Source organism: Bacillus sp. FSL W7-1354 (genome assembly GCF_038002405.1).
Classification (GTDB): Bacteria; Bacillota; Bacilli; order Bacillales; family Bacillaceae; genus Bacillus; species Bacillus paralicheniformis.
In genome coordinates, this window is sequence record NZ_JBBOCL010000001.1 from 998,399 (window position 1) to 1,019,863 (window position 21,465).

At 43.1% G+C, this 21,465-nt stretch carries 30 protein-coding genes; 27 read left to right on the forward strand and 3 right to left on the reverse strand.

Annotation, left to right across the window (positions count from 1 at the left end):
* Nucleotides 1-73 precede the first annotated feature (73 nt).
* Nucleotides 74-247: a hypothetical protein gene (locus MKZ04_RS05235; protein WP_020451569.1), complete on the forward strand. Its 174-nt coding sequence runs from the start codon at nucleotides 74-76 to the stop codon at nucleotides 245-247.
* Between the two features lie 352 nt (nucleotides 248-599).
* Here MKZ04_RS05235 and MKZ04_RS05240 read toward each other — a convergent pair whose 3' ends face one another.
* Nucleotides 600-1,220 (reverse strand): hypothetical protein, encoded by a 621-nt coding sequence (locus MKZ04_RS05240; RefSeq protein WP_020451570.1) that lies wholly within the window; start codon nucleotides 1,218-1,220, stop codon nucleotides 600-602.
* Between the two features lie 561 nt (nucleotides 1,221-1,781).
* On the opposite strand from MKZ04_RS05240, the gene MKZ04_RS05245 reads away from it, so the two are divergent.
* The 4 genes from MKZ04_RS05245 to speG all read left to right on the forward strand — a co-directional run bounded on the left by MKZ04_RS05245 (nucleotide 1,782) and on the right by speG (nucleotide 3,670).
* Nucleotides 1,782-2,366, forward strand: coding sequence for a TetR family transcriptional regulator (locus MKZ04_RS05245; RefSeq protein ID WP_020451571.1), 585 nt, complete (start codon nucleotides 1,782-1,784; stop codon nucleotides 2,364-2,366).
* Nucleotides 2,367-2,446: 80 nt separating this feature from the next.
* Nucleotides 2,447-2,779: a DMT family transporter gene (locus MKZ04_RS05250; RefSeq protein ID WP_020451572.1), complete on the forward strand. Its 333-nt coding sequence runs from the start codon at nucleotides 2,447-2,449 to the stop codon at nucleotides 2,777-2,779.
* Between the two features lie 2 nt (nucleotides 2,780-2,781).
* Nucleotides 2,782-3,099, forward strand: coding sequence for a DMT family transporter (locus MKZ04_RS05255; protein WP_020451573.1), 318 nt, complete (start codon nucleotides 2,782-2,784; stop codon nucleotides 3,097-3,099).
* A 28-nt stretch (nucleotides 3,100-3,127) separates the two neighbouring features.
* Nucleotides 3,128-3,670: a spermidine N1-acetyltransferase gene (gene speG, locus MKZ04_RS05260; protein ID WP_020451574.1), complete on the forward strand. Its 543-nt coding sequence runs from the start codon at nucleotides 3,128-3,130 to the stop codon at nucleotides 3,668-3,670.
* A 36-nt stretch (nucleotides 3,671-3,706) separates the two neighbouring features.
* Here speG and MKZ04_RS05265 read toward each other — a convergent pair whose 3' ends face one another.
* Nucleotides 3,707-4,033, reverse strand: a complete 327-nt coding sequence (locus MKZ04_RS05265) for a YxeA family protein (RefSeq protein ID WP_229030014.1) — start codon at nucleotides 4,031-4,033, stop codon at nucleotides 3,707-3,709.
* Between the two features lie 209 nt (nucleotides 4,034-4,242).
* On the opposite strand from MKZ04_RS05265, the gene MKZ04_RS05270 reads away from it, so the two are divergent.
* From MKZ04_RS05270 to MKZ04_RS05345, 16 genes are all read left to right on the forward strand, one after another.
* Nucleotides 4,243-4,683: a hypothetical protein gene (locus MKZ04_RS05270; RefSeq protein ID WP_341045444.1), complete on the forward strand. Its 441-nt coding sequence runs from the start codon at nucleotides 4,243-4,245 to the stop codon at nucleotides 4,681-4,683.
* Nucleotides 4,684-4,744: 61 nt separating this feature from the next.
* A complete protein-coding gene (gene resA / locus MKZ04_RS05275) occupies nucleotides 4,745-5,284 on the forward strand; it encodes a thiol-disulfide oxidoreductase ResA (protein ID WP_025809929.1) in 540 nt (179 codons plus the stop codon).
* Between the two features lie 76 nt (nucleotides 5,285-5,360).
* Nucleotides 5,361-6,224 carry a manganese catalase family protein gene (locus MKZ04_RS05280; RefSeq protein WP_020451578.1) on the forward strand — a complete coding sequence of 288 codons (864 nt, stop codon included), beginning with the start codon at nucleotides 5,361-5,363 and terminating at the stop codon, nucleotides 6,222-6,224.
* A gap of 82 nt (nucleotides 6,225-6,306) precedes the next feature.
* A complete protein-coding gene (locus MKZ04_RS05285; protein WP_020451579.1) occupies nucleotides 6,307-7,107 on the forward strand; it encodes a DUF2935 domain-containing protein in 801 nt (266 codons plus the stop codon).
* A gap of 131 nt (nucleotides 7,108-7,238) precedes the next feature.
* Nucleotides 7,239-7,733 (forward strand): GNAT family N-acetyltransferase, encoded by a 495-nt coding sequence (locus MKZ04_RS05290; RefSeq protein WP_026579655.1) that lies wholly within the window; start codon nucleotides 7,239-7,241, stop codon nucleotides 7,731-7,733.
* A 16-nt stretch (nucleotides 7,734-7,749) separates the two neighbouring features.
* Nucleotides 7,750-8,052 (forward strand): hypothetical protein, encoded by a 303-nt coding sequence (locus MKZ04_RS05295; RefSeq protein ID WP_020451581.1) that lies wholly within the window; start codon nucleotides 7,750-7,752, stop codon nucleotides 8,050-8,052.
* A 323-nt stretch (nucleotides 8,053-8,375) separates the two neighbouring features.
* Nucleotides 8,376-8,981 carry a TetR/AcrR family transcriptional regulator gene (locus MKZ04_RS05300; protein WP_023857600.1) on the forward strand — a complete coding sequence of 202 codons (606 nt, stop codon included), beginning with the start codon at nucleotides 8,376-8,378 and terminating at the stop codon, nucleotides 8,979-8,981.
* 215 nt (nucleotides 8,982-9,196) lie between these two features.
* Nucleotides 9,197-9,652: a MarR family winged helix-turn-helix transcriptional regulator gene (locus tag MKZ04_RS05305; RefSeq protein WP_020451583.1), complete on the forward strand. Its 456-nt coding sequence runs from the start codon at nucleotides 9,197-9,199 to the stop codon at nucleotides 9,650-9,652.
* A 346-nt stretch (nucleotides 9,653-9,998) separates the two neighbouring features.
* A complete protein-coding gene (locus tag MKZ04_RS05310) occupies nucleotides 9,999-10,937 on the forward strand; it encodes a ring-cleaving dioxygenase (protein WP_026579654.1) in 939 nt (312 codons plus the stop codon).
* A 21-nt stretch (nucleotides 10,938-10,958) separates the two neighbouring features.
* Entirely contained in the window at nucleotides 10,959-11,567 is a 609-nt protein-coding gene (locus MKZ04_RS05315) for a flavin reductase family protein (RefSeq protein WP_212110215.1), read from the forward strand.
* 201 nt (nucleotides 11,568-11,768) lie between these two features.
* Nucleotides 11,769-12,383, forward strand: a complete 615-nt coding sequence (gene wrbA / locus MKZ04_RS05320; protein ID WP_020451586.1) for an NAD(P)H:quinone oxidoreductase — start codon at nucleotides 11,769-11,771, stop codon at nucleotides 12,381-12,383.
* Nucleotides 12,384-12,692: 309 nt separating this feature from the next.
* Entirely contained in the window at nucleotides 12,693-12,833 is a 141-nt protein-coding gene (locus tag MKZ04_RS05325; RefSeq protein ID WP_023857597.1) for a hypothetical protein, read from the forward strand.
* A complete protein-coding gene (locus MKZ04_RS05330) occupies nucleotides 12,826-13,659 on the forward strand; it encodes a prohibitin family protein (RefSeq protein ID WP_020451587.1) in 834 nt (277 codons plus the stop codon). Before MKZ04_RS05325 ends, MKZ04_RS05330 begins: the two co-directional genes overlap by 8 nt.
* Nucleotides 13,660-13,747: 88 nt before the next feature.
* Complete coding sequence (locus MKZ04_RS05335; protein ID WP_145624234.1) at nucleotides 13,748-14,509, forward strand: hypothetical protein; 762 nt, start codon at nucleotides 13,748-13,750, stop codon at nucleotides 14,507-14,509.
* Between the two features lie 59 nt (nucleotides 14,510-14,568).
* A complete protein-coding gene (locus MKZ04_RS05340) occupies nucleotides 14,569-15,408 on the forward strand; it encodes a thymidylate synthase (RefSeq protein WP_145624236.1) in 840 nt (279 codons plus the stop codon).
* A 293-nt stretch (nucleotides 15,409-15,701) separates the two neighbouring features.
* Complete coding sequence (locus MKZ04_RS05345; RefSeq protein WP_318601990.1) at nucleotides 15,702-16,130, forward strand: NucA/NucB deoxyribonuclease domain-containing protein; 429 nt, start codon at nucleotides 15,702-15,704, stop codon at nucleotides 16,128-16,130.
* Nucleotides 16,131-16,329: 199 nt separating this feature from the next.
* Here the strand turns inward: MKZ04_RS05345 and lexA are convergent, their stop codons facing one another.
* Nucleotides 16,330-16,953 (reverse strand): transcriptional repressor LexA, encoded by a 624-nt coding sequence (lexA, locus tag MKZ04_RS05350; RefSeq protein WP_020451591.1) that lies wholly within the window; start codon nucleotides 16,951-16,953, stop codon nucleotides 16,330-16,332.
* A gap of 152 nt (nucleotides 16,954-17,105) precedes the next feature.
* Between lexA and yneA the strand changes: the two genes are divergently transcribed.
* The 6 genes from yneA (at nucleotide 17,106) to MKZ04_RS05380 (ending at nucleotide 21,444) form a co-directional block, all read left to right on the forward strand.
* Nucleotides 17,106-17,417, forward strand: a complete 312-nt coding sequence (yneA, locus tag MKZ04_RS05355; protein WP_020451592.1) for a cell division suppressor protein YneA — start codon at nucleotides 17,106-17,108, stop codon at nucleotides 17,415-17,417.
* An 18-nt stretch (nucleotides 17,418-17,435) separates the two neighbouring features.
* Nucleotides 17,436-18,083: a YneB family resolvase-like protein gene (locus MKZ04_RS05360; RefSeq protein WP_020451593.1), complete on the forward strand. Its 648-nt coding sequence runs from the start codon at nucleotides 17,436-17,438 to the stop codon at nucleotides 18,081-18,083.
* A gap of 65 nt (nucleotides 18,084-18,148) precedes the next feature.
* The gene (locus MKZ04_RS05365; protein ID WP_020451594.1) at nucleotides 18,149-18,382 is read left to right on the forward strand and encodes a DUF896 domain-containing protein; all 234 of its coding nucleotides are present in this window, start codon (nucleotides 18,149-18,151) and stop codon (nucleotides 18,380-18,382) included.
* A gap of 163 nt (nucleotides 18,383-18,545) precedes the next feature.
* Nucleotides 18,546-20,549 carry a transketolase gene (tkt, locus tag MKZ04_RS05370; RefSeq protein ID WP_105980976.1) on the forward strand — a complete coding sequence of 668 codons (2,004 nt, stop codon included), beginning with the start codon at nucleotides 18,546-18,548 and terminating at the stop codon, nucleotides 20,547-20,549.
* A 154-nt stretch (nucleotides 20,550-20,703) separates the two neighbouring features.
* Nucleotides 20,704-21,141, forward strand: coding sequence for a sporulation inhibitor of replication protein SirA (gene sirA / locus MKZ04_RS05375; RefSeq protein ID WP_020451596.1), 438 nt, complete (start codon nucleotides 20,704-20,706; stop codon nucleotides 21,139-21,141).
* Between the two features lie 84 nt (nucleotides 21,142-21,225).
* Nucleotides 21,226-21,444, forward strand: coding sequence for a YneF family protein (locus tag MKZ04_RS05380; RefSeq protein ID WP_003182236.1), 219 nt, complete (start codon nucleotides 21,226-21,228; stop codon nucleotides 21,442-21,444).
* Nucleotides 21,445-21,465: the final 21 nt, after the last annotated feature.

A 21,465-nucleotide genomic window follows, 5' to 3' on the forward strand; every position in this document is an offset into this window, starting at 1 on the left:
GAATCTTTAAAAATTGAAACCAAACAGCACTTATATCGTATCGTTAGCTAAAATCAATGTAAGGGTGTTTTACATGTTGGATAAAAAGAAATACTTCATGATTATGGTACCGGCTTTAATTTTAGCGTTTTTATTTCAATTTTTTGTTCCCTCAGAACAAAGGTACTTGGGGATTGTGTTTATTTTAGCAGGCGGGGTGATTTATTATCTTTGGGTGCATATAGAAAAGGACAAACAGAAAGATTGAGCGCATCCTTTGATTTGCGAATCCACTAAAAAAACGTCTATATAGACGTTTTTTTGTTATTGATATCCATTGTTAGCCAACCTGCTGGGCGGCAACCGACTGAGCCGGTAAACAAATGCTCAAGCAGCCGTTTCTCCCAGATTTTATCGATCTTTTAACTTTAAGGCGTAAGCTTTGAACTGTTAAGAGCTTTGATACTTAAGCTGTAAACGCTGAACGTTGAGCTTTGAGCTTTTATCTCAATGTTGGCACAGCGTCTCTTTGGCTGTGCAGATGAAATAAAAGGAGGGAGTCACCTTTCCCTCGGAAGGTGTTTAGTTTTATCGGTTTTCGGTTGGCTAACAATCGGCTGTTAATCGATTTTGATTTTGGTGAGTGTATTGCTCTCGGACAATGCAAAGTCAACTTCCATTTCAAAGTCCTCGATCTTTTTTGACAAGGAATCGATCTTCTCTTTTAGGTTCAGCGGATCGATGATTTTTGCTTCATTTTCAGCGAGGAAAGATTTGACGATTTCCTGGTTTTCAGCCGCTTTTACTTTGCCGTCTTTTCCGAAAAGAGTCTCCAGATGTTTGTCTAGTCTTTCTGTTACTTTTTGATTGACGCTCTCGGCCTCGTCGACTAAATCAGCGTACACTTCTTTCAGCTTATCCAAAAGCTGAATGTCGTAGCTGATGGAGGTTTTTCTTTCGATGGCTTCAGCCACAGTCATCTTGACTCCGGCCACTTCGATTTTGGTCGTCGCGTTGGATACAACAATGGCAGACTTAATGGCATTTCGCCTTTTGATTAAGGCTTCAATTGATTGATAATCGGCTTTCGCCCTAGTTTCCAAGTCTTCGGCTGTCCGAAATCCGTTCGGCAGTTTCTTTCCGATCATCAAACCTCCGAATGTGCTCTCATTTACGGCCCGCTTGATTCTTTTATCCAACATTTTGAGTTCGCTTAGTGCTCTGGTGATCGTAAGTTCCATTCTATAGCCCCTTCGTCGTTTATATATTTAAAAAAGCTCTTTATTTACTCATTAGAGTAATGATTATATCATATTGATTTTCCAAGTGTTATATTTTTTGTGCATATTTTTCATATAGCATAATAGTCCAAAAAGATTCATAGAAAGCTGTAGGAGGTCTAATCGATTATTCGATTTCATGATCACTATGCATTGCATTTCTCTTTAAAATGAACAGGGAGATCAACAAAAAAACTTTTAGCAAAAGAAAAGCTTTGCTGAGAACTTTTCCTAATTCCTATTGTTTGTCTTTGCTCCGTTTCACTGCAAAACATATTGCGAGGACGGCTGCGATAAGAGAGGCAGCTCCGCATGCCAGCTTGATCAGCGGTTTCAACAATATCAACTCCATCTGTTTTCGGTATATGTGTAAAGTATAAAAGGGATTCATATCCAAAGACAGCTTATGCTTAGGATTTTAAAGAAATTTTAAGGAAATAAGTCCTGCGCCGCCCGGTTGACAATGAAAAGCCGCTCCACTAAAATGAATGATAGTCATTCATTTTTAGGGAGGTCTGCAACATGCCAAAGCAAACGTCCGGGAAATATGAAAAGATTTTGCAGGCGGCCATTGAAGTCATTTCTGAAAAGGGGCTGGATAAGGCGTCGATTTCAGATATCGTGAAAAAAGCAGGTACTGCGCAGGGCACTTTTTATCTTTATTTCTCATCCAAAAATGCATTGATTCCCGCGATCGCGGAAAATCTTCTGACACATTCTTTGGACCATATTAAGAGCAAGGTCGACGGAACCATGTCTTTCTGGACCGCCTTGGACATCATGATCGATGAGACGTTCAACATGACGGAACTTCATCAGGATATTATCGTTCTTTGCTACTCAGGTCTTGCCTTTGACCATTCGATGGAAAAATGGGAGGCGATCTATCAGCCTTATTATTCCTGGCTTGAAGGACTTATTGAAAAAGCAGTTGAGAAAAACGAGGTCATTCCGGACATCAATGTGCGCTGGACGGCCAGAACGATTATCAACTTTGTCGAAAACACAGCGGAACGTTATTACATCGGGGCGGAAAAAGACGAAGAGCTCAGTGTGTTCAAAAAAGAAATATTTACTTTTCTGAAGAGAAGCATAGGAACCAAGTGAAAAATGACCGGCTGCAGCTGTTCATTTTTTATCGGCCTAAAAATGACTGACGTTCATTCACAACAGGAAGGGTGTTATCATTGAGTTGGCTCCTCGTCATTATTGCGGGTTTTTTGGAAGTGGTTTGGGCCTCAGGTCTTAAACATGCGGATTCCTTCGCCGATTGGCTGATGATCTTTGTACTGATCGCGGCAAGTTTTCTCATGCTGATACGATCTTACAGGAACATTCCGATGGCGTCGGCTTATACCGTATTTGTCGGAATCGGAACGGCCGGCACATATGTGACGGGTGTTTTTATGGGCGAACCCTTTTCAGGAGGGCAAATATTTTTTTTGATCGTGCTGTTGGGAGGCATTATTGGCATGAAAATGTTTACAAAAGAGAACAATACCCAGTCAGGGGGTGATTGATCATGCCGTGGTTATTTTTGGTGATTTCTGGAATCGAAGAGGTCATTGCCGCCATCGCTATGAAATATGTAGACGGCACAAGAAAAAAATGGCCGATTATTGTCATGGTATTGGGGTTTGCTTTGTCTTTTTTCTGCCTTTCGAAAGCCATGCAGGCACTTTCAGCCGGTGTTGCCTATGCCGTTTGGACCGGGATCGGCAGCATCGGCATTACGGCAGTCAGCTTATTTTGGTTTAAGGAGCGGATTCGCGCTCCGCAGCTCATCTCACTTGGCTTTATTATAATCGGGGTGATCGGCCTGCGCCTTACATCATCTTAAATTTTAATTTATATTGGAGGTTGCTGATATGTTCAATCAGCTTAAATTGCGTCCGCTCGAAAGAGAAGACCTTCCGTTTGTCCACCGTCTTAACAACGATGCGAAGATTATGTCGTATTGGTTTGAAGAACCGTATGAGACTTTTGTTGAGCTGCAGGATTTGTTTGACAAACACATTCATGACCAAAGCGAACGGCGCTTTATCATAGAGAAAGAGACTGAGATGATCGGATTGGTTGAGCTGGTCGAAATTGATTATATTCACAGACGGGCGGAGTTTCAAATCATCATTGATCCCGAGCATCAAGGGAACGGGTATTCGTCAAGCGCAACGTATTTGGCGATGAACTACGCGTTTTCCGTTTTGAATTTGCACAAATTGTATTTGATCGTCGACGAAGATAATGCAAAAGCGATTCACTTGTATAAAAAGGCAGGGTTCACAATCGAGAGCGAGCTGCAGGATGAATTTTTCGTTGACGGCTATTATCGTAACGCTATTAGAATGTGCATTTTTCAGGATGAATTTTTATCACTTAAAAAAAGCAAAAAGGAAGGCATGCAAGGATAAACAAAAGAGATGGCGCCGCCATCTCCCGCATGTTTTTTAATTTTTCACACCTAATCGATCTTTGGCTTTGTCGGGAATATCGTCTTTTTCAACCTCTTCCCACGATTTCACGCCTTTATTTTCAGAATAGAAAAGCCGTAAAAACGCGCCTGTACGAAGGTTTTTATCAGATGTGAATTCCATTGTTTTTTCTTGACCGTCCTCATCAAAACCGGCCAGTTCATATTTGAAGACGGAGTATTCCTCGCCGTCGTCAAACTTCGACGTGTCTTCCTTCCCGTTTCCGGTAATGTGAACATAATATTCGTCTGTTCCCACACGGTTTAAGTTACATCCGCTTAATAATGCGGTAAATATGATCATCAGGCTGATCCATACGATATGCTTTTTCACAATTTCACCTCATTTATCATTCTAAGATTCATTGTCTGATAAAAAAATCGAATAACGTGACATGAACATTACACTTTTGTAAGGGATCGTTCGGCACACTCATCTTGAAACGGGAGATTAAATTTCAATATCCTTTTTATTCAATAAAGTTTATAATATGGAAAAAGGGAGGGGCGCCAATGAAAAAAAATTTATTTTTGATGTTGTTTTCAATCATGATGGCCTGCAGTTTTCATATTCAGCCTGCTGATGCCGCGGTTACAAAAGATGAGAAAAAGACGACCATGACAATGACTGAAGATCAAGTGGGATTTTTTATGGCGGACAGCACCAATGTAAATTACTACCCGACATGGCTGTATTATAAGTTTACGATTTTTAATGCAGAAGGCTGTACACTCAACATCAAGCTGCAGAGAATCACGTTAACAGGACATGCGATCACTTTAAGCGAGAAAGAATTTACTGGAAATCATCTTCATTTAAGTGCTGCAGATAAAGTGAGCGGGACGCCGCACCGCAATCATTTCCTGGATATCACAAAAGTGTCAGGCTGCGGAGAAGTTGGAATTACAGGCTTTTACGGCTTTGAGCATGAAATGCCGGACTACTCATCATAAAGAAAGCCCAGCAGAGGAGAGTCCTTTTTTCATATTAGGGCTAACATATCGGGAGAAAAAAATGAAAAAACAAACGCTGCTTTTATTGAGAGGCGCCATCCTCTTGCTCCTATGTTGTGCGGCTGGTTATGCTCTTTATCAGCATATTGCCGGAGGCCGGAATGAACAGGCAGGCACTGCCCTTCATCAGCAGGCATTACATTTTAAATTATCGACTTTAGAGGGCGGTGACATCGAACTGAAAAAATTACGGGGAAAGGCGGTGGTTGTCAACTTTTGGGGGACTTTTTGTACACCGTGCCAAGAGGAGATGCCGGTCATGCAAAAAGCTTATGACCGTTTTAAAGGAGACGGTTTTGAAATCATCGCTGTCAATGTGCGTGAATCGAAAGGTGCAGTAAAGAGCTTTGTCGACCGCCATGGCTTAACTTTTCCGGTCGCTTTGGATCAATCGGCTGAAGTTTACCGTTCTTGGGAAATTTATTATTTGCCTACAAGTATATTCATTAATCGGGAAGGAAGACCAGAGCGGATGTATGTCGGAGGAATGTCTGAGCGGCAAGTTGATATGTGGATTGAAGACCTTCTTAGCGGTTCATAGAAACTCATTTAAAAGGGATAGACAAACACCTATTGTTCTTATCGTTCATAAGGTAGCTCAGGAGAGGAGCGATCTTATGTTTTTTCATATTAAAGAACTGCAGTATCATGCAAAGCCTGAAAAACCCGATCCATTATTTGCGAAAAAGCTGCAGGAAATACTGGGAGGACAGTTCGGCGAAATATCAGTAGCTCTGCAATATCTTTTTCAAGGCTGGAGTGTCAGAGGAAACGGCAAGTACAAAGATCTGCTGATGGATACAGGAGCTGAAGAGCTCGCCCATATCGAGATGCTGGCGACGATGATTGCAAGGCTTTTGGACGGTGCGCCGGTCGGCGATCTTGAAAAAGCGGCAAAAGATCCGGTGCTCGGCGCCATTCTCGGAGGGATGAATCCGCAGCATGCCATCGTATCAGGATTAGGGGCGATGCCGGCCGACAGCGTGGGAAACCGCTGGACTGCCGATTATATTATTGCAAGCGGAAATTTGCTTGCCGACTTTCGGGCAAATTTAAACGCGGAATCACAGGGACGCCTGCAGGCGGTCCGCCTTTATGAAGAGACGACGGACCGCGGTGTCAAAGATATGCTGTCCTGGCTGATTGCAAGGGATACGATGCATCAAAACCAGTGGCTTGCAGCCATTAAAGAACTGGAAGCGAAAGAAAATGTCGTCGTCCCAAGCACGTTTCCGCGCCATCTGGAAAAAAGGGAAGTCTCCCATGTATTATTTAATTTTTCAAGAGGCAACGAGAGCGCTGCAGGCAGATGGGCGAAGGGACCGAGCATGGATGGGGAAGGCGTTTTTCAGTATGTTGAACATCCTCAGCCCCTTGCGAAAAAACCAGTGCTAAAACCTGCGCCTGCATATATTCATGATACGCCGCCATCGGTTATTCAACATCCCCGGGATGACATACTGCCTCCGAATCTTTATTGATCAGCTTCTATTTGCATGATCATATTTCGGGCTTGCAGCGAATAGCCATAGTGAAGAATGGTATTTAAAGGGAGGCGCAAGCTTGAAAACTTATAAGGAGACGGCCGTTTTTGAACATAAATTTTGGCTTCAAGTTTTGGGTGATCATGCGCGTTTTATTTTGGATTCTTTGGCTGAAAGGGAAAAAGAAGATATTCAAAAGGCGAAGCAGTTCAAGCAGACGTTTGATGTTTTGCTGAAAAAAGTGAATGCTTCGCCTGATTTGTATTCATTAACGCTTGAAGCTGAAGAATATGCCCTTCAATTCAGGAAATTTAAACTCTCCATCATTAAAAGGCACCTGACAGGCGATATTAAAATTCACCTTCCCCCGACTTTTATCAACCATATGGTAAATGAACTGGAGGAGTACTTGCTTGTGCTAAAATACTTAAAAAAACGGGAAGTGCCGCCTGTTTTCCACGAGTTGCACCACCATATGCTGTGGCTGATGGATGCCGCCGGACATGCTGGAGCAATTGCCGATGACCTGGATGCGGTGGAAAAACGGTTGAAAGAGAAGAGCAGGGAGTTTGTCAAACACTTTGAACAGTTCTATATTAAATCCGTTGAATTGACGGGGTATCTCAGAGCGAATGTTGAATCTTTTCCCGCTCTCAGAAGGATGAATAAAGACGTGAAGCTTGAGATTGAGCTGTTTCGTACCTTTTTGAAAGAAGTGGAGGAGCTGGAGCTTACAGATCAGATGCTCGGTACGTTCTCCGCGCTGATGGCAGACCACATGATGAGGGAAGAATGCTATTATTTAATGAAAATCGCCGAATCGACAAATACGCAAAAACCTGCGTGCGACCCTGCGAAACCGAGGCTGCTTGAAAAGTAATGCCGACGGTTTTGCTATTTTTTTTGATGAAGCCGCGAATCGATCTTGGCACCTGCGGTTTGCACAGCCTTTTTCATGCGATTATAATTCAGAATATATAGATAATCTAAAAACTGTTTGGAGGGCCTTTCTTGCATATCAGAAAATTAACAGCTTCAGATGCAGAAAACTATCTGAAGCTTTGTGAAACGATCGATGAAGAATCTGAATTCATGCTGTTTGAACCGGGTGAACGAAAGCTTCAGGCACAACGTCAAATCAAACAGATCCAATCCGGCGTGTGTGAAGTTTTTGTTTGTGCGGCTGATGACGGAAGCTTAGTCGGATATGTTGCAGCAGTCAGAGGACAGGTTCAGAGAACACGCCACCGTGCCCATATCATCATTGGCATACGCCAAACATATATTGGACAAGGTATTGGAGTAAAGCTGTTTCAGGCATTGGAAAAATGGGCCTGTGAAGAAAAGCTTCACAGACTTGAGCTGACTGTCATGACCCATCATATAGCCGCCGTGCGTTTATACAAAAAAATGGGTTTTATCATTGAAGGCACTAAAAAGCACGCTTTGAAAGTAAAAGGACAATATGTTGATGAATATGTCATGTCCAAATTAATCAACGAATAGCAAATGGAGGTTTCAAATGAAAGACGGGTGCCATCAGGCCATCGCCGCTGTCAGCTACTACAAAACAGAACGGACGATTGATTTTAACCGGCAAACCTATACAAAAAAGCATAATCAAATGTACCTGTACAACGATAAAATTTTAACGGCAAGCCGCCAGTATCGCCTTGAGCACGTCCACGATGTATCATACAGACCTTTTTCCGAGGCCGGTTTGCTTTACCTCCATACGAACCAAGGGGTATTTGCTTATGAAGTGGATGCGGACCCCGGGTATTTCATAGAGGCTTTTAAAAAACAGAAAAATCCAATTAAATAAATTACAATATATATGAAGTTTTTAGCAGTAAATGCTAGAATGAATGTTGGGAATTTTGCAAGGAAAGGAACATACGGCTACCGGCCTGTTAGGGCGATTGACCTTGTTGACTTACCGGGCTAATGTCACTTGGCGGTGTTTATATGTCACTGCTATGCTTGATGAAAGAACGTCCGCTTAGGCTGCAAGTGTATGTTTGAGCAAAAGATTTTAAGCGTCTTTTTCCAATTTTCTTTAACATAACGAGTCCTTGACGTTCCCAGTATATCTCAATACATAGATGGTTAACTTAATTAGAGAAGTAGAGAGGACAGGACAGCTTAATGAAAAAGAAGACACAGAATACGGTTCAAAAGATCGTAGAAGCCGGATATCATCTGTTCGCCCAAAATGGATATTCGGCAACCTCTGTAGATGAAATTATGAAAGAAGCCGGATTTTCTAAAGCTACGTTTTATTTGTATTTCAAGTCAAAGGAGATGCTGTTTCTCCATATTATGAATGAGCAAATGGAAGATCGCTTTCAAACCAGCATGAATTGTTTTCGAAAAAAGACGCTGAGGGGATTGCTCGCAGGGATTGAACACTTGATTCAAACATCAAATAAAGAGCATTCGACAGCTTTGTTTTTGGAATTTATGGCAAATAGTCATAGATATCCTGAGATTCAAAGAAAAGTAGCCCTTCTGTATGAACAGTGGAGGGAGTTTTTTGTCGAACTGATCGAGCAGCTCCAGGAAGAAGGCATCGTTCAGAAACAGCTCAATCCGAAGGTGATGGCCACCACGCTGATTGCAATCTTTAACGGATACAACCATCAACACCACGCGGATCCCTCGATTAATAAACAGGAACAGCTTCAGTCCATTATTTTCTTGCTGAATCCGAAGCTGCATCTCCAGATAAAAGACAAACTATTTCATGCATGACAAGACTTCTGAAACAGCCGGCGCTGCCGACCTTGAGTCGGCGGTTTTTTGTGTTAGATCCGAATCCTGCTTCGGCAATGGAAATGCATCCGTTTAACAATTCTGTCTCATCTGTTTTAACTCGTAATAACATAAACCGTTTTAAAAAGTTGACAACAGCAAATCGTTATTATACAATTATCTCGAATTCGAGATAATTAAAAAGGATGAATACCGTGGGCAGTCAGGAAATGGAGAGATACGAAGAGGAGTTGTCTTTAAAGGCATTTATTGTCTTGTCTCGTGCACTGCAATCGATTAAAAAGCGCGTGGAAGAGGATATTAAATGTTTAGGACTAAACCCAACTGAGTTTGCTGTTCTAGAATTAGTCTATAGTAAAGGCGATCAGCCGATCCAAAAAATAGGCGAAAAAGTATTAATCGCAAGCAGCAGCATTACCTATGTTGTAGATAAGTTGGAGAAGAAAAAGTTAATAGAGAGAAGGCCTTGTCCTAAAGATCGCCGTATAACATACGCTGCTTTAACGAATGAAGGAACTGCACTGATGAACAATCTTTTTCCAAAACATAAAACAGCTATGAAAGGCATTTTCGGCGGCTTAGACATAAAAGAAAAAGAAGTTCTAATTGAAAAGTTAAAAAAACTTGGCTTCCATGCCCAAAGCATGTAAATTTTTTTATAATAATATCTCGAATTCGAAATATATGAATTCATGATAATGAGAAATAAATATTGAACTGGGTATTCTATTTCTGAACAGGAGCTTCATGACATAACAAGATCCTGGGCTCATCGGCAGTCATCATCGTTAGCAAGCAACAGAAATCTACGAAGGTTGAAAACTGCCCGGAGTCCTATAAAGAAAAAGGCAGGGATGCTTGTCCATTGATTTTGATCTTTTAAAGAAGGAAAAAATAAAAAGCAGAAAAATCACGGGGATTTAGAAAACCTGTAAATGAATTTGTAACGTATATCTCATCATAAAGCTATGTTTCATGAAAGAGGAGTAAAATGGAATGAAAAAGAAAACAACTGGAATCCATCACATTACAGCGATTGTCGGCCATCCGCAAGAGAACGTGGATTTTTACGCTGGCGTTCTTGGTTTACGTTTAGTGAAAAAAACCGTTAATTTTGATGATCCGGGAACATATCACCTCTATTTTGGCAATGAAGGCGGGAAACCGGGAACGATTATTACATTCTTTCCTTGGGCAGGTGCCCGTCGAGGAGTCATTGGAGATGGTCAAGTGGGAGTGACTTCTTACGTCGTTCCTAAAGGCGCTATGGCTTTTTGGGAAAACAGATTAGCAAAATTCAATGTGCCTTATACAAAAATGAACCGTTTTGGAGAGGAATACTTGGAGTTCGATGATCCTCATGGTCTTCATCTGGAAATTGTCGAAAGAGAACAAGGGGAAAAGAACAGCTGGAAAGTAGGGGAAATAACACCGGACAATGCAATCAAAGGATTTGGCGGAGCAACACTGTTATCCAAACAACCCGAAAAAACGGCTGAATTATTAGAAAAGGTCATGGGACTTGAAAAAGTTGGAGAAGAAGGAGATTTTGTACGTTTTCGTTCTGCTGGTGACATAGGAAATATGATTGATTTGAAATTAACAACTATAGGAAGCGGACAAATGGGGACGGGTACAGTTCACCATATTGCCTGGAGAGCCATTGATGACAATGATCAATTGGAATGGCAAAAATATGTTGCGGAAAACGGATACCGTGTTACACCTGTGCAAGACAGAAATTATTTTAACGCGATTTATTTCAGAGAACACGGGGAAATCTTATTTGAAATTGCAACAGATCCACCAGGATTCGCCCATGATGAATCATATGAAACAATGGGAGAACAGTTAATGCTGCCGGCCCAGTATGAACACTACAGAGAGCAGTTAGAAAGAAGATTAATTCCTGTAACAGTGAAGGCGCTGGATTAATTTTTGTAAGGAAGTGATTCGATGCTGTCCATTGATCCCAATACAAAAACAGAAAGAGAGAACTACAAGTTTTTAATCGGGAGTATTATACCGAGACCGGTTGCATTTGTTACAAGTTTATCAGAGGAGGGCGTCTTAAACGGAGCTCCTTTTAGCTACTTTAATATTGTATCTTCAAATCCTCCGATGATCTCCCTTTCTATTCAACGTTTTGCAGGGAGCCAAAAGGATACAGCGAGAAACATTTTGAACAGCAAAGAATTTGTGGTCCATATCGTTGATGAACAAAACGTTGAAAAAATGAATTTAACGGCCGCCAGCCTACCACCAAGTCAAAGTGAAGTTCAGTTAGCGGAGTTAACCCCCGTTGAAAGTGTGAATGTCTCGGTGCCGGGCGTGAAAGAAGCAAAAGTGCGTATGGAATGTGTTCTGGAGTACTCATTAGAGTTGGGAGATAAGCACTCTGACGGATGCGATTTCATGATAGGCAGAGTCGTTCAATATCATATCGAAAGCGGCATCTATGAAAATGGAAAAATCGATCCAAGAGGCCTCGGCGCCATCAGTCGTTTAGCCGGGCATGATTACGCAAAGATTGGCGAAATCTTCACCAGAAAAAGACCGAAGTAATATAACCATCCATAATATCTTGAAGTTGAGATTCATTAAATTGAAATGTTTTAAGTTTATTCTAGCAAGGAATAATAATGGCAGCGAAACACTTCAAGGGGGTGGTTCTTAAAAGGTTTGCCGAAAAGAAAACAAAAAAGCAGGTGTTAAAACATGGGGTTTTTAGACAAACTATTTAGAAAATCAAAGGAGCTGGATCATATGTCAAATGTAAAATTAGCTGTAGTTTTTTATAGTATGGGCGGAACAAACTATCAATTAGCCAAATGGGCTGCAGAAGGTGCAGAAGAAGCAGGTGCTGAAGTCAGAGTTTTAAAAGTACAAGAATTGGCTCCGCAATCAGCCATTGAGGGAAATGAAGTGTGGAAATCCACTGTTGATGCAACAAAGGACATTCCAGTCGTATCCTCAGAAGATATAGAGTGGGCAGATGCTATTATATTCAGTACACCAACACGCTTTGGCAATATGGCATCCCAAATGAAACAGTTTCTTGATACACAAGGCGGACTTTGGGCAAACGGAAAGACAGTAAATAAGGTTGTAAGCGCAATGTCCTCCGCTCAAAATCCACATGGTGGTCAAGAAGCAACAATCTTGTCCTTATATACTTCAATGATGCACTGGGGAGCTATTATTGCTTCTCCTGGATACACTGATCCTGTCCTCTTCGGGGCTGGCGGAAATCCATATGGAACGAGTGTTACAGTCGATCAAAACGGGAAGATGATTGAAGACGTGGAAGCTGCAGTGAAACATCAAGCTAAACGCACAGTGACAGTAGCTGAATGGGTTAAAAAGGGCAATCAACAATAATTGAAATTTAATATTTTTAAAAGAGCCAATCATTTGGCTCTTTTTTTGTATGTGCCCAGCTGATAGTTGGTTCGGCATGCCGCTTCGTCTTCATTTGACTGCGAACACGCCATGATATACGCGGCATAAAGAGTAAGATATCCGACATATCCTTTAACGATGCCATTGATTTCGCAATTGCAATGATAAAATTTTTTCTATTACATTTTAAAAAAATGAAACTTTAAGTTCATATGAACGTAAACATAAGTGAAATGATTTTATTTAGTCATACGATCAATCAACAAATGCAAAAGGGGTGAAACAAAAGTGAAAGTCATGATTGGTTCGATCATATTGCTATCCATTATAGGGTTTGGCGTATGGCTTATGTTAAGCCCGCTTTTTAAAAAAGTCGGAAGCGGGGCGAGCAAAATAAAGAAAACGCTGGAGGATGACAAAGATGAATGAAAAACAACCAAAGAAGAATAAAAACAAAACGCTGCTCGGCGGAATCATTGTCGCTGTTGCTTTAATTATCGGAGGATTCACAGCTTCCTTGTTCATCGAGAAAATTCCGAACGGATATGTCGGCGTCGTTTATTCTCCGAATGGCGGGGTGAAATCGGAAACGCTTGATCAAGGCTGGCATTTAGTCGGACTGTTTGACAAAGTCACAAGATATCCGGTGCGGATGCAGACTGTAAACAATCAGGATATTCAAGTGGCTACTTCTGACGGCAAAAACATCTCAATGGACATCGCCTACAACTATGTCGTTCAGCCTGATAAAGTCGTAGAATTGTTTAATAAATTCGGAGCGGTCGATATTGAATCAATCGAAAACAGCTACTTGAAAACAAGGCTGTGGGACGCTGCAAGAAAGTCGATTTCCAAATACTCCGTCATTGATACATACGGACAAAAATCATCTGATGCCGCCGCAGAAATCCAAAAAACATTTGCAGATGATATGAAGGGGCTCGGCTTTGTCATTGACGATTTAACACTCGGTGTGCCAAAGCCTGATAAAGCGACCCAGGAAGCGATTGACGCGCGCGTGAAGTCTTCGCAGGAACTGGAAAGAACGCAGACAGAGCTGAAGATCGCCGAAGCGGAAGCGAAAAAGAAAAAGATCGAAGCCCAAGGTATTGCCGAGTATAATGAAATTATTAAAAAATCGATGTCAGATGAAATGATCAAGTATCAATGGATCCAAAAATGGGACGGAAAAATGCCTAAAGCGACAGGATCGAATTCCCTGATCCAGATTCCGACTGATGAGAAAGGAAAATAAAACGAAAAAATCCCTTGCTAAGGGATTTTTTTCGTCTCGGTCGCCCGTATATAATAGTGTTAACAATCGCTTATGGACAGGGGGGGAGATGATGTTTGCTCCGGATGCCATTCTCCGTACGTGGAGAAGATTCGACGCTTTTCCGATGGAAACGCTGACAAAGGCATGGTTTTATCATCAGGGAGGGGATCAGAAACAGCGGAACGTCTCAATGATGAAGGAACACCACCAAGAGTACGGCATTGCCGGCAATTGCTTTGACCTTTCGATTTGGCTGCTGGACGAGTTTACAAAAGACGGAGTGGAAGCTTTTCCGATCGGCCGTTCGTTCAAAACAGAACGCGCGCATGCCGCAGTCATCGCGCTTGATGAAAGAGGACGGCGCTTTTTATGTGATCTGGGAGATCAATGGCTGCAGCCGATTCTGATCGACTGCGAATGTGAAGATTATACCAGTGAAAAGCTGGACGGTTTTTTCCCGGCAGCACAAATTCAAGTCAAGCCGACAACCGGCGGAGTTAAGGTTCTTTACCATCGGCCGAACGGAAAGGTGTCAACTCAAGTCTACTCTACAGAGCCTGTTGACATGTCCGTTTTTTGGGAGGCGGCTGAATACTCGCAAGCGGCATTGAAGCCTGCGCCATTACTGGAATGCAGAATTCCGTTTCAACATGAAATCGCGCATTGGGAATTCAGCGGCTGGGACATATATCTTAGCACGAGCAAAGGATTATACAGAGAAGCGAAGCCGGACACAATCGAAGGCTGGACTGAGAAAATCCATGATGTCACTGGATACGATAAAAATGTTATCAAGAAAGCGTTGGAGATTTATCAAACCCGCGCATGATCTTAAACCTTGAAAAAAACTCATTTTATACATATCATGTGGAAAGAGGAGAGGATAAGATGAGCCATTATGACCAGCAATACAATGCTATCATTCAAAAAATTATTGAATCAGGGATCTCCGATGAAGAATATCAGGTCCGGACGAAGTGGGATTCAGACGGAACGCCGGCTCATACGCTGAGCATCATGAGCGAAAAAATGCGGTTTGACAATTCGGAAGTGCCGATTTTGACGACGAAGAAGGTGGCGTGGAAAACGGCCATCAAAGAGCTGCTTTGGATCTGGCAGCTGAAATCCAATGATGTCCAAGTTCTGAACGATATGGGGGTTCATATTTGGGATCAATGGCGGCTTGAAGACGGCACAATCGGAGCAGCCTACGGCTATCAATTAGCAAAGAAAAACAGAACGGTTAACGGGCAGAAAGCCGATCAAGTGGATTATTTGCTCCATCAGTTAAAGCATAATCCGTCTTCACGCAGGCATTTGACCATGCTGTGGAATCCCGATGACTTGGACGGCATGGCCTTGACGCCCTGCGTCTATGAGACGCAATGGTATGTGAAAGAAGGAAAGCTCTCTTTGGAAGTAAGAGCGAGAAGCAATGACATGGCGCTTGGCAACCCGTTCAATGTGTTCCAATATAACATCTTGCAGCGCATGATCGCCCAAGTCCTCGGTTATGAGCTGGGCGAATACATCTTCAATATCGGCGACTGTCACATCTATACCCGTCACATCGATAATTTAAACATTCAGATGAAACGCGAGCAATATGAAGCGCCGAAGCTGTGGATCAACCCGGACATCAAAAACTTTTATGACTTTACAATCGATGATTTTAAATTAATTGACTATAAGCACGGCGACAAGCTGACATTTGAAGTTGCCGTATAAACAGGCGGATTTTCCGCCTGTTTTTTTGTTGTGTGAATGAATCATTTTTAAAAAATACAACGATGAAAAAATTTGCATATCCGGCTGCCGCATGTTTCCTGATGGCAGCCGTGTATATGTTTAGAGTGGACGCAAAAAGCACATGCAGTTTTTCACGGGTATGACCCGAGCATTTAACTTACGTTTATTTATACAATCTAAACGTCTTTTTCACAAAGAGCCCGAAAAGCAAAAACAATTCTCTCTTAATCTGTTAGTGACACCAGCATATACAAGAGGAGGTTGTTTTTGTCATGATCAAAAAATGGGCGGTTCATCTGCTGTTTTCCGCATTGGTGCTGCTTGGGCTTTCGGGAGGGGCTGCATATTCTCCTCAGCATGCCGAAGGCGTTGCAAGGTATGATGACGTATTGTATTTTCCGGCATCGCGCTATCCTGAAACAGGTGCTCATATAAGCGATGCGATCAAAGCGGGCCATTCAGATGTCTGCACAATTGAAAGATCGGGAGCGGATAAGCGCCGTCAGGAATCATTAAAGGGGATTCCGACTAAGCCGGGCTTTGACCGTGACGAATGGCCGATGGCCATGTGTGAAGAAGGGGGAAAAGGAGCGTCGGTCAGATATGTCAGCTCATCGGATAACCGCGGAGCCGGCTCCTGGGTCGGGAACAGGCTGAGCGATTACGCTGACGGGACGAGAATTTTGTTTATCGTTCGATAAAAGGGAGACAATGAAAAATGTTTCCTCAAGGAAACATTTTTGTTGACAAGAAAACTCGTTTGGGGGATAATGGTAATGTAAGCATATGATCAATCCCTCTGTTTCAGGCTCGCATCCTTCATTTCCGTATGGATGTGAGCCTGTTTTTTCGTGTAAAAAAAAACCGCCGACCGGCGGTTTTGCTGATGAGTCCGTTTTTTTAATGAACCGTGCGGAATACGCCAATGACTTTTCCGAGAATCGTCACATTCTGGAGGATGATCGGTTCCATCGTCGGGTTTTCCGGCTGAAGGCGGATATGGGTTTCTTCCTTGAAAAACCGCTTAACAGTCGCTTCGTCGTCTTCGGTCATCGCAACGACGATATCTCCGTTGTTTGCGGTGTTCTGCTGTTTGACTATCACATAATCCTGATCAAGAATTCCGGCATCGATCATGCTTTCGCCCATGATCTCCAGCATAAAGACATGCTCATCCGGCGGCGCCAGGCGGTCTGGAAGCGGAAAGTATTCCTCAATGTTTTCGACTGCGGTAATCGGCGTACCGGCCGTCACCTTTCCGATGACCGGGACATTGACAACCTGGTTTTTCGGAATGTGAATTTCTTCCTCTGTATCGAGAATTTCGATCGCTCTCGGCTTCGTCGGATCCCTTCTGATCAATCCCTTCGTTTCAAGCCTTGCCAAGTGGCCGTGTACCGTTGAACTTGACGCCAGGCCGACCGCTTCTCCGATCTCCCTGACGGAAGGCGGATAGCCTTTGCGTTTCACTTCTTCTTTAATGAAACGCAAAATATCAAGTTGTCTTTTTGATAGCTTCGTCATTTTTTGCACCTCAAAACGTCGATTTTAGCTAGATTATAGCATGTTTTTCCTTTGAGTACAAACATAGGTTCGAAAAAAAACGATTGACAGAAACATTTGTTCGTATATATACTGAAATCATAAAACCGAACAAACATTCTGGGGTGATGGATATGAAAAGAGAATCATTGATTTTTGTCAGTCTGTTTACTGCTGTGATCAGCTGCTGTATTCTGTTTGTGTCTTTTGCCGGTAAAATCGAAGAAAGAAAGCAATATGTTAAAATAGAAGTGCAGGAAGGCGATACATTGTGGGAGCTGGCCGACCGGATCAAAGGCGGAAAACCCGCTGACAAACAAAAATTCATCGAATGGGTCGCCGATAAAAACAATCTGCCGACCTCCGTTATTAAACCGGGCGATGTTTTGGTCCTGCCGGTAGCCAAACAGCACTCCGATCAATATCAGCTTGCAGTTGTAGAATAAATGATTGAGGGGATTTCCATGAATGCGATTATTTACACCAGGGTAAGCACTGCGAAGGAGCAGCAGGAAACCTCATTAAAACGGCAGGCTGAAGAGCTCCAGTCGCTTGCCGCCGAGCACGGGATGAACGTCGTGAACGTCATTTCCGAACAGGCGAGCGGATATGAGATGGACCGCGACGGCGTCTTCGATCTGCTCGAGGAAATCAAAACATCAGACATTGACGCGGTTTTAATACAGGATGATACGCGGCTTGGAAGAGGGAATGCCAAAATTGCCCTTCTTCACTGTTTATATAAAGAAGGCGTTCAAATCTACACGCTGGCTCACCGGGGAAAACTTGAGCTTTCCGAAGCGGATTCGATGGTTTTGGAGATTGTCGGCATTGTCGAAGAATACCAGCGGAAAATACATAACCTGAAGATTAAGCGGGGAATGAAGAAGGCGGTCGAAAACGGCTACCGCCCGGAGAGGAATCTGAAACACCGCAATGAAGGCGGCGGGAGAGAGCGGATCGAAGCGCCTCTTTCAGAAATCGTCAGGCTCAGGGAGAACAAGCTGACGTTTGCGGAAATTGCAGCCGTGTTGAGAGGGTTCGGATACAGCATTTCAAAAGCAACCGTTCACCGCCGCTACCAGGAGTATAAGGACGGCCTTGCAGACTAATCTGTTGTCAAACGAAAGCGGATTTAGTAGTATGATGGATATATACCGAATCAAAGGAGTATCTTATGATTTCTAATGAAAAAATAGCCAGAATTAACGAGCTTGCCAAAAAAGCAAAGAGCGGATCTTTAACAGACGAAGAAAAAGCAGAACAGCAGAAGCTTCGCCAGGAATATCTTCAAGGCGTCCGCGCGTCTATGAAAAACACGTTGAAAACTGTGACGATTGTTGATCCTGAAGGTAATGATGTGACGCCTGAAAAGCTCAAACAGGAAAAAAGAAACCGCCGATTGCATTAATTTGGGGAATACGCCGATATCGTATTCCCTTTTTGTATATACTACAATTTAAAATGAAGGCAAAGATTCGTCATTTTTCACTGCTTTTGAGCTGAAATGGTTGTGAAAACCGATGGGTAGATTTATGATAAGAAAGTAGAGTCCATACAGGAAGGGGATCATAATGAAAACGATTGAATTAAAATCTGTCGCAACAATACGAACACTCTCCATAGACGCGATTGAAAAAGCTAAATCCGGTCACCCCGGCATGCCGATGGGGACTGCTCCGATGGCTTATGCGCTTTGGACAAAAATGATGAATGTCAGCCCTGAAAATCCGAATTGGTTTAACAGGGACCGTTTTGTGCTGTCCGCCGGACACGGATCAATGCTTCTGTACAGCATGCTTCACTTAAGCGGATATGACGTTTCAATTGAAGACCTCAAGAATTTCCGCCAATGGGGAAGCAAAACGCCTGGACATCCGGAATTCGGACATACTCCGGGTGTAGATGCGACGACAGGCCCGCTTGGCCAAGGAATCGGAATGGCTGTCGGAATGGCGCTTGCTGAACGTCACCTTGCGGAAACTTACAACCGTGACGACTATCGCGTCGTTGATCATTATACATACAGCATTTGCGGTGACGGAGACTTGATGGAGGGAATTTCATCGGAAGCGGCTTCGCTTGCGGGACATTTGAAACTCGGCCGTCTCATCGTGCTTTATGATTCAAATGACATTTCGCTTGACGGTGAATTAAACCGCTCATTCTCTGAAAATGTGAAGCAGCGTTTTGAAGCGATGAATTGGGAAGTGCTTTATGTTGAAGACGGCAATAACATTGCCGAGATTACGGCGGCCGTCGAGAAAGCGAAACAAAATGAAAAGCAGCCGACATTAATTGAAGTGAAAACAACGATCGGTTTCGGCTCTCCAAACCGCGCGGGAACATCCGGCGTTCACGGTGCTCCGCTTGGCTCAGAAGAGGCGAAATTAACGAAGGAAGCGTATGAGTGGACATACGAAGAAGATTTTCATGTCCCTTCTGAAGTGTACGAACACTTTAACGAAACAGTGAAAGAAGCGGGCAAGAAAAAAGAGGCGGAATGGAACGAGCTGTTCTCCGCATACAAGAAAGCCCACCCGGAACTTGCCGAAGAGCTTGAACTTGCGATGAAGGGCGAGCTTCCTGAAGGTTGGGATCAGAAAGTACCTGCGTATGAGAAAGGAAGCAGCCTTGCTTCGCGTGCATCCTCAGGGGAAGTATTAAACGGAATCGCACAACAAGTGCCGTTCTTCTTTGGCGGATCCGCTGACTTGGCCGGCTCCAACAAAACGACAATCAAAAACGGCGGAGATTTTTCAGCGAGAGATTACGCCGGCAGAAATATCTGGTTCGGTGTACGTGAATTTGCGATGGGAGCAGCTTTGAACGGAATGGCTCTCCACGGTGGCCTTCGCGTATTCGGCGGAACGTTCTTCGTTTTCTCCGACTATCTGAGACCTGCGATCCGTCTTGCGGCATTAATGGGGCTTCCTGTCACATATGTGTTTACACATGACAGCATTGCCGTCGGAGAAGACGGACCGACTCATGAGCCGATTGAACAGCTGGCATCACTTCGTGCGATGCCGAACTTGTCCGTCATCAGACCTGCAGACGGAAATGAAACAGCAGCAGCCTGGAAACTGGCGCTTCAATCAAAAAGTCAGCCGACTGCGCTTGTGTTGACACGTCAAAACTTGCCGACAATCGATCAGTCTCCTGAAGCAGCTTATGAAGGCGTTGAAAAAGGTGGATATGTCGTTTCGAAAAGCCAAAACGAAAAACCGCAAGCGATCTTGCTTGCGAGCGGATCTGAAGTTGGCCTTGCGCTTGAAGCACAAAGCGAGCTGAAAAAAGAAGGCATTGACGTATCCGTTGTCAGCGTTCCGTCTTGGGATCGTTTCGACAAGCAGCCGGCCGAATATAAAAACGCTGTTCTTCCAACTGATGTGACAAAGCGTCTCGCAATTGAAATGGGATCACCGCTCGGATGGGAGAGATATACCGGCACTGACGGGGACATTCTCGGAATCGACCATTTCGGTGCTTCAGCTCCCGGCGAAACGATCATGAAAGAATACGGTTTTACGCCTGCGAATGTAGTTGACCGGGTGAAAAAACTGTTAAATCGCTAATCGGGCATATGAAAGAGAATGATCTGCGGATCATTCTCTTTTTTTCATTTCGACAAAATTAGTCGCTTCTTTTATCATCATCAGACAATTATTTCTAACCCCCTTTTGTATAATAGAAAGCATATATTCTTCGATACAGGGGGATGAGACAGTGATGGAACGCCATTATTATACGTATTTGATAGAAGAGGAATTTGCCAGCCATTATTTTGGAAGAGAGTCTGTCATGTTCAAGCTGTTTTACGATTATCATTGGACGAGCCCCGATCAAAAGTCTCCATTAGCCGCCAAGCAGATCGAGTTCATTACAAAACCGATTCCCGCAGCCCATATACACAAAAGAATGAAAATGAACCTCTGCCGGGAAGACTATACACAAGTTGACTATGTATACAGATTGATTGTTCCAAAAGGAAGCGCTTCTTTTATTATCAAAGACCGACATATTGAGATTTTGGCGAAGGGTCCATTCGATGCCGAAACGGTATTCTTTGAGGTTTTGCGGAAAGTAAGTCCGTGTTTCCTTGCGATGGATTTTAATATGAAACGTTACGGCTGGCTGAACCCTGTGAAAGAAAGAAATTTTGTATAAAAAAAAGAATTTGGACTGTAAATGTTGTATAATAGCGTTTGGTTTAGTACACTTTATACGAGACAACATGAAGGAGGAAATTAAATGGATTTATGGGTTGTCATCCTAGTGGGCGTTTTAGCATTGCTCGCAGGTGTTGCACTCGGATTTTTTATTGCTCGTAAATATATGATGAACTATTTGAAAAAAAATCCGCCAATTAATGAACAAATGCTGCGCATGATGATGATGCAGATGGGTATGAAACCATCCCAGAAGAAAATTAATCAAATGATGAAAGCCATGGAAAATCAAACGAAATAATACGAATGCGATTATGACATA